The 14,374-nt window shown below is 42.6% G+C and carries 8 protein-coding genes, 1 tRNA gene and 1 pseudogene; 4 read left to right on the top strand and 6 right to left on the bottom strand.

The window, feature by feature from the left end; genetic code table 11:
* Window positions 1-224 precede the first annotated feature (224 nt).
* Window positions 225-1,061, bottom strand: a complete 837-nt coding sequence (locus NWP22_RS00115; protein ID WP_271733669.1) for a DUF928 domain-containing protein — start codon at window positions 1,059-1,061, stop codon at window positions 225-227.
* Window positions 1,062-1,239: 178 nt separating this feature from the next.
* Here NWP22_RS00115 and NWP22_RS00110 point away from each other — a divergent pair.
* Window positions 1,240-1,482, top strand: a pseudogene (locus NWP22_RS00110) (ATP-binding protein); the annotation flags it as partial.
* A gap of 60 nt (window positions 1,483-1,542) precedes the next feature.
* Here the strand turns inward: NWP22_RS00110 and NWP22_RS00105 are convergent.
* Window positions 1,543-1,614, bottom strand: a tRNA-Gly gene (locus tag NWP22_RS00105).
* 80 nt (window positions 1,615-1,694) lie between these two features.
* On the opposite strand from NWP22_RS00105, the gene NWP22_RS00100 reads away from it, so the two are divergent.
* Complete coding sequence (locus NWP22_RS00100) at window positions 1,695-2,837, top strand: ABC transporter permease (protein WP_271733674.1); 1,143 nt, start codon at window positions 1,695-1,697, stop codon at window positions 2,835-2,837.
* 57 nt (window positions 2,838-2,894) lie between these two features.
* On the opposite strand, the gene chlP is transcribed toward NWP22_RS00100, so the two are convergent.
* Window positions 2,895-4,115, bottom strand: a complete 1,221-nt coding sequence (chlP, locus tag NWP22_RS00095; RefSeq protein ID WP_271733668.1) for a geranylgeranyl reductase — start codon at window positions 4,113-4,115, stop codon at window positions 2,895-2,897.
* Between the two features lie 245 nt (window positions 4,116-4,360).
* Here chlP and NWP22_RS00090 point away from each other — a divergent pair, with 245 nt between their 5' ends.
* Both NWP22_RS00090 and hetI read left to right on the top strand, forming a co-directional pair.
* Complete coding sequence (locus NWP22_RS00090; RefSeq protein WP_271733667.1) at window positions 4,361-5,377, top strand: sulfate/molybdate ABC transporter ATP-binding protein; 1,017 nt, start codon at window positions 4,361-4,363, stop codon at window positions 5,375-5,377.
* A gap of 187 nt (window positions 5,378-5,564) precedes the next feature.
* Window positions 5,565-6,281 carry a 4'-phosphopantetheinyl transferase HetI gene (gene hetI / locus NWP22_RS00085; RefSeq protein ID WP_271733666.1) on the top strand — a complete coding sequence of 239 codons (717 nt, stop codon included), beginning with the start codon at window positions 5,565-5,567 and terminating at the stop codon, window positions 6,279-6,281.
* A gap of 42 nt (window positions 6,282-6,323) precedes the next feature.
* Here the strand turns inward: hetI and NWP22_RS00080 are convergent, their stop codons facing one another.
* The 3 genes from NWP22_RS00080 to NWP22_RS00070 all read right to left on the bottom strand — a co-directional run bounded on the left by NWP22_RS00080 (window position 6,324) and on the right by NWP22_RS00070 (window position 14,330).
* Window positions 6,324-7,832 (bottom strand): thioester reductase domain-containing protein, encoded by a 1,509-nt coding sequence (locus NWP22_RS00080; RefSeq protein WP_271733665.1) that lies wholly within the window; start codon window positions 7,830-7,832, stop codon window positions 6,324-6,326.
* Window positions 7,833-7,836: 4 nt separating this feature from the next.
* A complete protein-coding gene (locus NWP22_RS00075) occupies window positions 7,837-9,534 on the bottom strand; it encodes a PfaD family polyunsaturated fatty acid/polyketide biosynthesis protein (RefSeq protein ID WP_271733664.1) in 1,698 nt (565 codons plus the stop codon).
* A gap of 104 nt (window positions 9,535-9,638) precedes the next feature.
* Complete coding sequence (locus tag NWP22_RS00070; RefSeq protein WP_271733663.1) at window positions 9,639-14,330, bottom strand: PfaB family protein; 4,692 nt, start codon at window positions 14,328-14,330, stop codon at window positions 9,639-9,641.
* Window positions 14,331-14,374: the final 44 nt, after the last annotated feature.

Raw genomic sequence — 14,374 nt, 5'->3', positions numbered from 1 at the left:
CCCATAGTAACCTAGGTGTTAGCTTTTCTCTCTTCAAATAATAATTAATTGCATCATGGCTAATCTGCTCTAAATGCTCTGCTAAATTGGTAATCGTGTAATTTATTTGACTGCTTAATAAGTATTGGCAGTAATTAAGCTCAGGACTTACGCAAAATATGACGAAAGTATTGGTAAGTCCTAATTAGGTATCTCGGTGGCTACCCTAATTTATTGGCAGTTTATTAATAATCAACCAAAGGAAAGGGGGCTATGTTCCCTAATCCACCTGATTGTAATAAACTTTGCCAATCTGCTACTAAAGACCCATCATCAGAATTAGCAAAGCGTAGTTGTCCTAACATTGTCAAAGCATCAAACCAAACACCATGAGCAGCATAAATGGCAATTTTTTGTCGCTGGTCTATTGTTCCTTGCAATTGTTGCTCTAAACTAGGATTCAAATTTACTCTTTGAATGTCTCCTTCTACGTAGATAGGAACACTCGCTCTTTGTTTTTGATGACAACGAATTTTCAAGAACCAGCGATATGTTTTACCTACTTGCAATGGTGCCACAGTAGATGGAACAGAAACACCAATGACACCAGAATTGTCTGTAAGGGTGATGTTTTGCTGGTTATAAATTTCGGTTTCTTCGCTATCCTGTAAGACAAATTCACCACTTATATTAGTGTAGGGAACATAAAACCAAAATGTGGGACGTTCAGAGGTAGTTAGTCCCCACACATCTACTGGCGTTGATATATTGGTTTGTTTGCTAGTCGCTACGCGCTCTTGAAAAGGGACTAAAGCCGTCAAGGGAGTTTCTACCGCAGGACAATCATTACGGCTACCCATTCCGCTTCTACGTCCAGATATAGTATTTAATCCAGCAGGGGGTTTTGGTGGAACAAAAACTGGTTCAGAGGTTCCGTTAGTAGGTACAGTAGGTACAGGAGGGGTTTTGACTGATTGTACAGGTGGTTCAGTATTTGCAGGTAGGTTAGTTTGGGCTGTTACCTGTGCTGGATATTGTAAAGTACTACTAAACACCAAAGCACTCGCTAGAATCAACTTCATAGATTTAGATAGTAATTTGATCAGCTCGACATTATCCTACAGGAATTACGTAACTGTCACCAGTTATGGCAGTAACTTTAAAGGTAGCGATCGCTAAAGGAAGAGTTTAGTTTTAAAGCCCCGCATAGGGGCTGTTTTCGACTTTAGGGGGAAATAATCCCGATAGTTATCAACACAGGGCGGTAGCTTAGAACGAGAATACGCCATAGGCTCCGGGAGGATGGATATATGTTTGCGTTATGGGGATGTGGTCTTAGGGATGGAATTAAAGGTATGGAAACAGGGTAAACCCGACCCATTACAGCAAGGATTGATACAATTAGATAAATATTTATCAGGATTGAATTTAGATACAGGATGGTTAATCATATTTTACCGTCGCCCCGACTTACCCGCCATCAGTGACCGAACCACCACGTAAATAACCCTGAGTCCCCAGCGGATAAATATTACAGTCATTAAATCACCTGGAAATACTCAAAGCGGGTGATGGGACTCGAACCCACGACGTTCACCTTGGGAAGGTGACATTCTACCACTGAATTACACCCGCAGTGAAGACAGATGGAGTAGAAAAATAAGATATTAGTAATTGTACCATAATAATTACCGTTTATGGAAGAGGCAGAAATTATGAATTGGTGGCAAAAACTGCGGAAAAACCCTTTGGCGCGATTTGGGGCAATTGTGCTGTTAATTTTCTATATAATGGTAATTGCTGCTGATTTTGTCGCTCCTTATAATCCTCTGGCTTCACAGCCTAATGGTTCCCTGTTACCACCAACTCGGGTTTATTGGTTTTCTCAATCAGAACGGGGAAAATTTATCGGACCTCATGTATATCCTACTGTTCAGGGCGATACTGATTTAGAAACGGGCGATCGCCAAATCATAGTAGACTTTACCCAACCAACACCCATCAGGTTATTTGTCCGTGGTGCGGAATACCGACTATTACAGTTAACTTTACCCCTTCCTCCCAAGTGGGAAGAGGTGACTATTTTACCCGGTATTCCTTTAGACTGGCATTTATTTGGGACTATAAGTGATAGGGATGGCGTAGCTAGTCCCACAGCCTTAAATATTTTAGGTACTGACGACCAAGGACGCGACCAATTCAGCCGGTTAGTATATGGTGGTCGGATTAGTTTATTTATTGGGATTATTGGGGTATTGATTAGTTTTCCCCTAGCTCTAATCATTGGGGGTATTTCTGGCTACTTTGGTGGTTGGATTGATAGCGTAATTATGCGGTTAGCAGAAGTGCTAATGACTTTCCCAGGGATTTATCTGTTAGTGACCTTGGGTGCAGTTTTACCACCTGGTTTAACCAGTACCCAGCGCTTTATCTTGATTGTAGTGATTATGTCGGTGATTAGTTGGGCGGGGTTAGCGCGGGTAATTCGGGGACAGGTACTATCAATTAAGGAGCGAGAATTTGTACAAGCAGCAGTAGCAATGGGTGGTAAACCAATTTACATTATTATCCGCCATATTTTACCACAAACTGCTACCTATGTAATTATTTCTGCCACATTGGCGGTTCCGGGTTTTATTGGTGCGGAAGCGGTATTAAGTCTGATTGGTTTAGGAATCCAACAGCCTGATCCTTCTTGGGGGAATATGCTATCTTTGGCTAGTAATGCTTCTATTGTGGTGTTGCAACCTTGGTTAATTTGGCCGCCAGCTGCTTTAATTATTCTAACTGTGCTGTCTTTTAATTTACTTGGTGATGGGTTGAGGGATGCTCTGGATCCCCGCAGTCTGCGAAGATAGAGGAGAAAAAAAGTTTCTTCCCCTCTATATATATCCTTTAATGTCCCGGTGCTGTGCTTAGGGAGCCAAGGCGTTACCGCGAATCAAACTACCAATAGTTTTAGCAGTAATTTTCAGTTGGGTAATGGGGTTAGCGGGAACCACGGTTTTATACAGATAGCTGTCAAATGTCAGCTTCTGCACATCCAGGTCATCGCACATTTCTACAAAGGCTTCTCGGGTAGCGTCGGAACGATAGAAGACAGTTTGGAGAATGTCTAATACTTTGTAGGTGAGTCCATATTTTTTATCCCAGCGCTTCAAGTAAACCTTGAGGTCTTTTTCTGTGGGAATGGTTGCACCATTGTTAGACATTTCCACAATGGTTTCTGCACACATCCGCCCAGACTTAGCTGCAAAGTAAATACCTTCGCCGGAGGACTTGGTAACGTAACCAGCTGCATCGCCTACTAACGCAATGCGACCGACAACGCGACGGGGGCGGGGATGTTCGGGGATGGGGTGAGCTTCTACTTTGATAATTTTGCCGCCCGCTAGCTTTTTGGCTGCACGGGTGCGGATACCAGCTTGTAACTGTTTGATAGTGGCTTTGTTGACTTGCATTGTGCCAGTACCAACAGCTACGTGGTCATATTTGGGGAATACCCAGGCGTAGAAGTCGGTGGAAACGTCGTCACCGACGTACATTTCCGCTAGGTCGTTGTAGTACTCCATTTGCTCTTGGGGGAGGCGAATCCGCTCTTGAAAGGCGATCGCATAGTTATAATCTCCCGCATCCATTTCTTTGGCAATACGAGAATTAGCCCCATCCGCCCCTATAATTAAATCTACTTTTAGGGTTTTTGTAGTCCCTTGTAAACCGCCTTCGCTGTGGTCTACATAGTGGATTTTATAAGGGTCGGTATTATTTGTGGGTATATCAACTTTATGAACTGTGGCATTAATTAAATTTGCGCCTAGTTTTGCCGCCCGATTGCGCAGGAAACCATCTAGGACTTCCCGGCGGCACATTCCTATATATTCTTCTTCTTTTACTATATTGATATTAACCTCACGATTGGAAGGTGAAATCATTTTCATCTTCCGCACACGGCGATCAATAATCTCTGGTGGGAGGTCAAACTCAGCCACCATACACAGGGGAATTGCACCGCCGCAGGGCTTCGCATTATCTAGTTTTCGCTCAAATAGGTAAGTTTCAATCCCCGCTTTTGCTAGCGTTTCCGCCGCAGATGAACCAGCAGGGCCTGACCCAACAACAGCAACCCGTAGTGTCAAAGGTCTTCTCCCAATAGTTGATAAAAACGTTTAACTAGAGCATCCTATCACGGAGTTTTGTCTAGTTTCCCGCTCTACCTTCAGGTTTTGAAGGAAATGCAATATTCCTTAATGTTTCGATACAAAAACCAGGATTAGACACCACCAGAATCACATTTATTGCTCCTGGGTCAGCTTATCTGTGGTATATGTAAAACACGGTAATCCTAGCAAGAAGCCGTAGATTGCATTCAAGAGGTACAGTAGTGGGTATAGTAGTTGAGAACGTATCTAAAAATTTTGGGAACTTTCAAGCGGTAAATCAAGTCAATCTGGAAATTAACAGCGGTTCACTGGTGGCTTTATTGGGTCCATCAGGTTCTGGTAAATCCACTTTGCTGCGGTTAATTGCAGGGTTGGAAACCCCAGATAGCGGTAAAATTTTACTGACTGGTAAAGATGCTACATATCAAAGTGTCCAAGAGCGCAATATTGGATTTGTGTTTCAGCACTATGCCCTATTTAAACATTTGAATGTGCGTCAGAATATTGCCTTTGGTTTAGAAATTCGCAAAGCACCGGCCAAGAAGATTAAGAACCGGGTAGATCAGTTACTAGATTTAGTGCAACTAAGTGGATTAGGCGATCGCTATCCATCACAGTTGTCCGGTGGTCAGAGACAAAGGGTAGCATTAGCCAGGGCTTTAGCTGTAGAACCTAAAGTATTATTACTAGATGAACCATTTGGCGCACTTGATGCTAAAGTGCGTAAAGATTTGCGGGCATGGTTACGCCGTCTCCATGATGAAGTTCATGTGACCACTGTTTTCGTCACCCATGACCAGGAAGAGGCTATGGAAGTTTCTGACGAGGTGGTGGTGATGAATAAAGGGCGTGTAGAACAGGTGGGAACACCAGCAGAAATTTATGACAATCCGGCGACGGCTTTTGTCATGAGCTTTATTGGCCCTGTGAATGTTTTATCTAACACCTCAAATATTTTCCAGAGCACCGGCTTTGATTCAGCACATAGTCAAGTATTTTTACGACCCCAGGATGTGGCGATTTCCAGAGAGCCTCATGGTAATACTGCACCAGCTACAGTGACTAGGTTAATACATTTGGGTTGGGAAATTCAGATAGAATTAACTTTAGATGATGGCCAGGTGGTAGCGGCGCATTTAACACGCGATCGATTTAATGAGTTACAGTTAGAACCACAAGAACGCGTATATGTCAAGCCAAAAGATGCAAGGTCTTTTCCCCTACACTATTCGATTTAGCCATAGGCTAATGAATTAACCCACAATAGCGGTTTGAATAAAAAAACCCCCGATCGGCTATAAAATAGCTGATCAAAGGGTTCAATTTTAGTACTTTGCACATGAAATGTATCCCACATGAATACTGTATCTGTCCTTTTTTAATTATGTGTGCCAAAATGCCAGGTTAATGTCAATCATGTAATCCATGGCGGTTTTTAATCATTTGTGGCTACCTGTACCAAAAAACTTGACTTTATTACCAAATGATGTTCATGTTTGGCGGTTTCACCTGGATATCCCAGAAGCACAGCGGGAAAATCTATTAGCAACCCTATCGGGTGATGAAGTTGCTCGTGCTAATCGATTTCATTTTCACCGAACTGGAGAACATTTTATCGCTGGTCGGGGTATTCTGCGGCGGATATTGGGTAGGTACTTGGGGATTGAACCGCAACAGGTGGGATTTGATTATCAAGAGCGTGGTAAACCAGTTTTAGCAGATGCTTTAGGTAAAAGTGGACTATGGTTTAACTTGTCTCACTCTCAGGGTTTAGCTCTGTGTGCGGTGAATTATCATCGTCAAATTGGTGTAGACTTAGAATATACCCGCCGCAGCTGTGATGTAGAGAGCTTGGCGAAAAGGTTCTTTTTACCCAGAGAATATGCTTTGATGCGATCGCTATCTCCTGAACAACAGCAAGAAACATTTTTCCGTTACTGGACTTGTAAAGAAGCCTACTTAAAAGCAACAGGAGAAGGACTAGGTAAATTAGAACAAGCGGAAATTAGCTTAACTCCCACAGAACCGGCCCGGTTACATAAATCTCAGTGGAGTCTGTTGGAGTTAAACCCTGAGCAATATTACTTAGCTGCTGTGGTGGTGGCTGGCAAGATTGATAACTTGCATTGTTGGCAATACTGATACAAGTTTAGTCCGGGGATGGGACTAAACTTGATCAACCCACTAAGCAAGAGTTAAAAAGCCAGTTTGAACTAAGTAAGAAGTGTAAGTCATCAACAATTGAGAATCAATTGGGGGACAAGTAATAGAACCACCTGACAAAGCCTTCAAAGTAGCTTGACAACTAATAATTGGTCTTCTGGATTGCAGATATAAATCAGGGATAGTCAACTGTTCATCAGACCAGCGTTCTAGTAAAAAAGGACGCAGGGTATATAAAGGGTTATCTGTAGAACAGACATCATTAATTAACTTTGATTGCCACTCTTCATAGGGAATCATCTCTATGGGATAACCAAAAGATTTAACCCATTCTACCAAATCTTTTAAAGAAATAGGTTGAGGATGTTGTAAATGGAAAGCCTGACCAAGAGATTCTGGCTGTCTTGATAGGTAAACAATAGCCTTACTGACATAATCAACAGGGGACATATCTAACATATAGTCTACATCAGGGAAAGTCCCCATTTGTAAACAGCCCTTAGTCATCAAATTGATAAAATCATGGGTATTACAAATACCTGTTTTGCTATCCCCTGCAATTAATGGTGGTCTGTGAATAGTTACAGGTAAACCGCGGTCACGGGCGACCTTAACCAACTTTTCCGCCACCCATTTAGTCTGAGAATAACCTAAATAAATACCTTCCCAATGGTCAAACTCATCTTGTTCTTCCACCAAATGACCAGCATAAGCAGAGGATTCAAACACCGCCACACTAGAAACATAATGTACAGGCTTAACTTTAGTGTGACAAGCTAACCGCAAAACCTCTTGAGTACCTAAAACATTAGCTGTTTTGAGTGCCGAATAAGGATAAACATAATTAAGCAAAGCAGCACTATGATAAATAGTATCAATATTGCTAGCTAAAATCTGGAATTGTTCAGGATTAATCCCCAGAAGTGGTTGAGCCAAATCACCCACAACAGCAATCAGTCGAGAATTAAACTTTTCATCCCAAATTGCATACTGCTGTAAATTCTTTTGCAGTTTGGTTTTAGCTTCCAACCCATTAGCAGCACGGACTAAGCAATATATATCCGCATCAGTTTCTTGGAGTAGTTCCCGGATAATAAAAGCGCCTAAAAAACCAGTTCCCCCAGTTAAAAATATATGCTTAGGTATGGCTACATCCACACTCACAGCGTTAGCAGGATCAATAGTGGGGTCAAGGACAACTTCAGCCGCTAAGTTGAGAACCATAGGGTTAAGTTGAGCCTCTGGAGAGGTATCTAAACCTAATGGAGATTCTAGGCGATCGCTCTCGGCTAAACGTTGGGAAAGAGACTCAATATTAGGATAGTGCCATAAAAGAACTGGGGATGGTTGAAAGCCCAACATTTTTTCTAACTGACTGACCAGAGTCATGGCCTGTGCGGAATCTAAACCATAGTTTTCTAAATTCTCCCTGATATCTATCTCATCAGTTTCCACCCCGATTAACTCAGCCAAATGAGTAACTAACCATGCTTGAATATCCGCCGCACTATGAGATGGTTGTAGAGTCATTTTTTTAAATCTCCAATAATTGAGAAGAATCTGGACAATACTGACTGTAGACTTGAGGAATTTCCATTCCTTGGATTTTTAAGCTTTGAATACGATATAAAAAAGCTGCTCCCTTCATGATGTGATCAGCCACATCAACCACCCGACGATTATGGGGTTCAGCTAAATAAGAACCGCGCACCCAGTCATTAAAACTACCCATAGCTGGGCCACACCAAATCTGATAATCCACCTCTCGACCCTTTTCACCGGAAGTAGACCAGCGGGAAGATAATCCTAAATAAGATCGAAAAATTAGTGCCATTTTCAGCTTAGGATTATTAACAGCCTTCCCTAATTTTGCCGGGTTTTTCTGGGATAAATAAGTAGCTGTTGCTTCCCAGACCTCAGCCAGGGTTTTGCGGAAAATCTGCTTTTCTAATTTTTCTCTTTCTCCTGGGGGAATCTCTTCAATTGAGTTGTAGGTACGGTACAATTCATACAACTTTTGCGCTCGCATGGGAAACATAGTTCCCCGTTTGAGGACTTGTAACTTTACCCCCATTTCAAACATATCAGCAGCGGGAGCCATGGTCATATCCGCCATTTCAGCTTGAGCCAATAATTTTTTAGTATGGTCACAAGCGCCAGACTCGACACAGGATTGATTAATAGAACCAGTCATCACATAAGCAGCACCCATCATAAAAGCTGCTAAAGCTGATTGGGGTGTAGCAATTCCCCCAGCCACGCCAATTCTAACTGGTTGCTGGTAATGAAATTGTTCTTGAATTTCATTCCGCAAAGCAATAATAGAAGGTAATAAACACACCAATGGGCGATTATCTGTATGTCCGCCAGAATCAGCTTCGACGGTAATATCATCAGCCATGGGTACTTGGGCTGCAAGTTTGGCTTGTAAATCAGTGATTAATCCTTGTGCGAGTAGTTCTTGAAGGATTTTGGGGGGTGCTGGTTGGAGAAATTTGGTAGCTACTTCTCGACGGGAAACTTTAGCAATGACCTTATTTTTGATTTCAATTTGATTGGCATCATTTAAACTCAGCCCGGCAACCCGGTAATATACTATATTGGGGGTTAAATCTAAAAATGCCGAAGCTTCTACAGTTCTTACCTCATATTTGAGGTATAATTTCACAGCCTGGCGTTCCATAGCCAAATCATTGGGGCTGTGAATTAAATTGAAGGCATAAGGACCATAGGGTAAAGCGGCTTGAATAGTTTTAATAGCTGATTCTAGGCGTTCTGGGGGTAAACCACCTGCACCAAAAGAACTCAAGATTTTAGCTTGACCCAGAGCAATCACCATTTCTTCAGAAGCTATTCCCCCCGCCATTGCACCGGTGACATAGGCATATTTTACCCCATGAAATGCTAGGAAATTGGGGTCTCCTAGTTGTTGCAGAGTGATGGGGGGGATGAAAGTGAGCAGTTGTGTTGTTGCTGTAGTGTTAATCGGCACTCGTAAGATTGACGATGTATTTTCAGCAGAGGATAAATACCCCTCATGTGTAACACCAATTTTTCCCCCAACTTTGACAAAGTAACAGGGTTTATTTAATGTGAGTAGTTTATCTTTGATAGCTGAATTATCAAAAGATAAAGTATCTAAAGAACCTTTCCAGATCAGGTTTTGAAATTGGCAATGAGGGGCTTGCAGACTATTATTGTATTGATTTGGTAGCGTATCTACGGGGGTCACTGTAGTTATACCTCTTGTCAATGATGGTTTATTAAGTGTGAATGGGGAGGTTTTAGTAACCCCATGGATGTAGTGATCTGGTGTGTGCCACCTCCCCAAATTACTTATCTATCTGCATTCAATAAATTTTCAGCACAGGCTAACTGCAATTTAATGATCTCGCTCATCTGTTGACTAAAATCTTGTCTGGCTTGGAGGAAAGCAGAGTGATTTTTTGTGATGCGGTTGTTGTTTGCACTCAGTTCTTTATACTGAGTCATGTTTAGTTCCATGATTCTAATTGTGTGCTCAAGGTGGTTTTGGGCTGGAGATGACACAATTAATTGTAGAGTTTGTTGTTCCCAGGAACCGACTGACTCAGAAGATTGTAGTGTTTCTGGAGCCTCAAAACCGTGTTCCATGATATTTTTTGTGGGCTGTTCTGCGGGTATGGGCGGATCCTGGCGATCGCTGTGATCTGATTCGGTAGATAATGGTATGTTTTGATGCAGTTTTTCAACCCGATAATTGTGCGGGATATCTGAGAATAATTGGCGGTTTTCTGGACTCAATATACTGTTGGTAATTGATTTACCGCCCAGGGTAACCTTGTGGAGAGTTAAGTTATTTTGTTTAGTGGTTGCTGTGGTGAGATTGTACAGAGGTGATAAATCTAAATTAACCCGATGACTGACCAGTTTTGCCAAGGCTTTGACTATAGAGCTGTGGTCATCCATACCTCGGCGATTCAGGGATATGGTGATGTGTTCTTTGTTTTCTAAGATTTTACCAATCCATCGGGAACAAACACCACCAGCGCCAGCCTCCACAAATATTTTCGCCCCATCATCGTAGACACGGTTAACTAATTGGGGAAAGTCAAGTTGTTGACATAGTGCGGTGGCGATGCTACCGGCTATGACGGCGCTATCAAGTGCGATGGGTTGATACTTAGCTGCTGAGTAAAAAGTTATGCCTGGTAGGTCTTGGGTAGGTAAAGTATTAACCTTGGCTATCTCTTCGTACTCTGAACCCATGGCTTCGCAATGAATTACATGATCGAAGGGTGCGGCGAAGGAGTTACAACCAAGGGATTTAATCACCCTCTGACAGGCTGTTTTTTCACCAGCGATTAACACTTCTTCCGGTGTGTTGATTTGAGTTAAATAAACCCGCGGCTCATGTTTTAGGCATTCTTCCACTTGAGAGGGTGTAGCCATAAGTACATAAGTAGCCCAGAAGTTATCATCTTGTAATTCTGTCGTATCGGTCAACCCCCAATACTGACGCACAGCATTTTTAGGGCCAGATAATTTATCGCCAAACAAAGGGGATGAGTTCAAGGTATTACTACCGCCCTCAAAATCACTCCAAACCCCTTGGGCCACCATCATGCTGGTTTCACCCAAGCTATAGCCAAAGACGCATTGGGGTTTGACTTGAAAATCATCCCGGAAAATCGCACTCATGTATCTGGCGAAGGCGATTTCACTTTCAAACATCGCCAGGGAATCATCTAACAGTTGCTTTTCTAGGCTTTCTAGTTGTCTGGTGGAGAGTTTAGGGAAGCTGCGGGGATAAACTAATTTTTCCACATCAGCAGCACGGTTATAGAGATTATTACTCTTGAGGTCTTCAAATACCTTGGGGAATAAACGGAAGACTGTCCGACCGATACCAATGTAGGAATTAACAGCAGCGGGATAAACGTAAGCCACACTAGCGGTTTTACCCAAGGGTTTGGCTGTAAAATAACTACCGTTGGGAGTTTGCCAATCTGTACCTTTTTCAAAGGCTGTGTTTACACCTTTACGAGCCGCATCAATTTGTTTAAGTAGTTCTTTTTTATTACGTCCGGTAATTGCTAGAGCATATTTAGCTTCTGAACTTTCTTTAAAAGTTGTGAAAGTCTGACTCGCAGTAGTGGATAAACAAGAACTATCTTCAATACTTTGTTGCAGGCTATTTAAAACCTCTTCTAAGTTACCTTGATCCCGCACTGCTAAGGGTAACAGGTAAAAAGGCATTTGCTGTAAATACCGACTGTCGCGCAGTTGTTGGTTTGGGTCTTCTGACAAGATGACATGAGCGTAAGTGTCATCTATACCTATGTTATTGATGGCGGCTATGCGGCGGGTGGCTCCTTTATCGACAAACCAAGGTCTGGACTCTGTAGCCACATAAAAAGGACTACCCTCCCATTGTTCTGGTGTCTTAACACTAGACCATTGAGGAGTAGCAGGAATGTATCTGTAATAAAGACAGAGTGCAGTTTTGATTAAACTAGCAATTCCTGATGCCGTATAGGTATGACCTATATTAGCCTTTACACTACCAATGGCACATTGTAAACCATTACCACTTTGGGGATAAGCTTGTAATAAACCGTTAATTTCGGCTTCGTCTTGTTGAAGAATACCACTACCATTCACCTCAACATAATTAACCTGTTGAGGTTGAATTTCTGCGGTGTGAAAAGCTTGTTGACAAGCATCATTTAAGCTAGATGCAAAACTTACCGCCTCGAGTACAGCATAAATCCGTTGGTTATCTTGTTGAGCAGTGTCATGACGCTTGAGGACAACTGCACCAGCACCCTCACCGACCATCCAACCATTAACATTCTCATCAAAACTTAAAGTATTGATCCCTTGATTTACCTGAGCTAATTGACTCCGCAATAAGACATTTTCTACACCACCAGCCAAATCTATCGCACCCAAAACCACAGCCTCCACCTCCCCAGCCGTCAACAGCATTTGTGCCACTTCCAAGGCTTTAAGAGCAGAGTTTTCACCCGCGGTCATGGTGAAGGCGGGGCCGGTAAAGTTCCACAAAGCAGAAATGCGACTAGCCATAATATTGGCAATGTGACTGACATACTCCCCAGTTTCAACGGGATGGTGGAGACTGTCTTTAATAACCCCTTCTAGTTGGGCGAGGTGTTCATCAGATAAGCAAATATTATCCTCTAATAAACCCTCTTTCAACTGCCAGGATAAATCCCATCTTTGCTGTAATTGATGTACAGAAAGTTCGGTTTCTGCAGCCACAATTACTGCAACATTTCCCCCTGGTTTGAGTCCCGCATCTTTAACGGCGCGGTCGGCAACTTTTAACAGTAACAGTTGTTGGGGATTGAGTTTTTCAACTTCCTTGGGGGGGATTTTATAAGCTAAAGTGTCAATATCAAAACCTTGGATGTATGCCCCTACAGGTGCTTTACCATCTGTTAAACCATACTGTTGCAGTAAGCTGGTTTGCTCCTCTATACCTTGCCATCTAGAAGGGGGTAAGGGGATAAAATGCTGGGTTCCTTGATAAATACTGCGTTCAAAGGCATCTAATCCGTTACATCCACCGAAAAAGGCATCCATACCCACAATGGCAATTTTAGCCGGTGGTGTCGGTGTTGTATGGTCTGCTGGTGAGGGTGTAGTACCCTGTTCAATAATTAAATGGGAGTTTGTCCCCCCAAAGCCAAAGGCGCTGATTGCGGCTCGTTTAATTGATGGATGGTGGTCGGTGAGCGAAGTCGAACCGTTGTGAGGCCAAGGCGTTGCTTTTCTGACAATTTTATCACTGGAAATAACATGATTGTCTGAGGTTAAAGGTGTATCAATATTAATGGTAGGTGGGATGACTCCCTCAGACATACTCAAAATTACCTTCGTCAAGCCCACCATACCCGCAGCGGTTAATAAATGTCCCGTATTGGCTTTAGCGGAACCCACCAGGGGGGAGGCTTGATGTTGGCCAAAAAAGGTATCTATGGAATTGAGTTCAGTTGTATCACCTAATAATGTGCCTGTAGCATGACATTCTAAGTAATCGATGCTTTGGGGGCTGATTTGTTGCTCACTATAAGCTCGTTGAAAAGCCAGGACTTGTCCTTTAGTGTTGGGGCTGAGTAAATGTTTACCTTTACCATCGTTGGAGAGTCCATTACCGCAAATTGTGGCCAGGATATTGTCACCATCTCTGACAGCATCGGCGTATCTTTTGAGTACTACCATACCCACACCATCACCGGGAATCAAACCTCTGGATGTCTTATCTAGGGGGCGACTGGTACCATCTTCTGCAAAGCCTTGGACACCGGAAAAGAGCATCCGCACAAATAGGGAATCTGCACAACTAATGGCTCCCGCTAACATCATGTCAGCTTTATGGGATGATAGATAATGAGAGGCTAGTTTGATGGCATAAAAGGATGAGGAACAAGCAGCATCTAGACATAAATTAATTCTAGATAGTGATAAGGCTTGAGCAACTATGGATGCTGGTAAGCCGGAAATCATCCCGTTGTAAACAGATGCTTTGATTGCTGTTGGTAAGGGGGCTAAATGAATATTTTCATCTTGCAAAAGTTCTTTAAGCCCAGGTGCGATCGCTTGCTGATAAATAGGGGAAAATAATTGATGGGAAAGTTTGGTGGGGAAGGACAGATTACCAAGAATTACGCCACACTCAGCGAGTAGCTTTTGATTACCCCAGTACCCACTGTTACTAATGGCTTGTTTAGCAGCGTACAATGACCATTTAAAGGTATCATCTAAACTGGCGATTAATTCTGCGGGTAGGTTGTAACCAGATGGGTCAAATTCAAAATCCCGGATATATCCACCTTTGAGGGAATAGGTTTTATCTGCTGTCCCTTTAACTGGATGGTAAAAAATGCCGGGATCTACCCCTATTTCGCTGATGGCGGCTGATGATGTAGCATCTTTTTGAGAAACAAGATTTTGCCAAAATTCCTCAGGGGTTTTAGCATCGGGAAATAAACAAGATAATCCGATGATGGCTATTTTTTCCATTGTTATATCCTCAACATCTGCGGGGTATTTAAAAGAAAGTAGGA

The organism is Anabaenopsis tanganyikae CS-531 (assembly GCF_029891675.1).
Classification (GTDB): domain Bacteria; phylum Cyanobacteriota; class Cyanobacteriia; order Cyanobacteriales; family Nostocaceae; genus Anabaenopsis; species Anabaenopsis arnoldii.
This window is presented reverse-complemented; position numbering and strand designations above follow the sequence as displayed.

Excerpts from the sequence above, each read along its gene's own strand:
- NWP22_RS00100 (WP_271733674.1), top strand. The coding sequence starts at position 1,695 with ATGAATTGGTGGCAAAAACTGCGGAAAAACCCTTTGGCGCGATTTGGG.
- NWP22_RS00080 (WP_271733665.1), bottom strand. The coding sequence starts at position 7,832 with ATGACTCTACAACCATCTCATAGTGCGGCGGATATTCAAGCATGGTTA.
- NWP22_RS00115 (WP_271733669.1), bottom strand. The coding sequence starts at position 1,061 with ATGAAGTTGATTCTAGCGAGTGCTTTGGTGTTTAGTAGTACTTTACAA.
- NWP22_RS00070 (WP_271733663.1), bottom strand. The coding sequence starts at position 14,330 with ATGGAAAAAATAGCCATCATCGGATTATCTTGTTTATTTCCCGATGCT.
- hetI (WP_271733666.1), top strand. The coding sequence starts at position 5,565 with ATGGCGGTTTTTAATCATTTGTGGCTACCTGTACCAAAAAACTTGACT.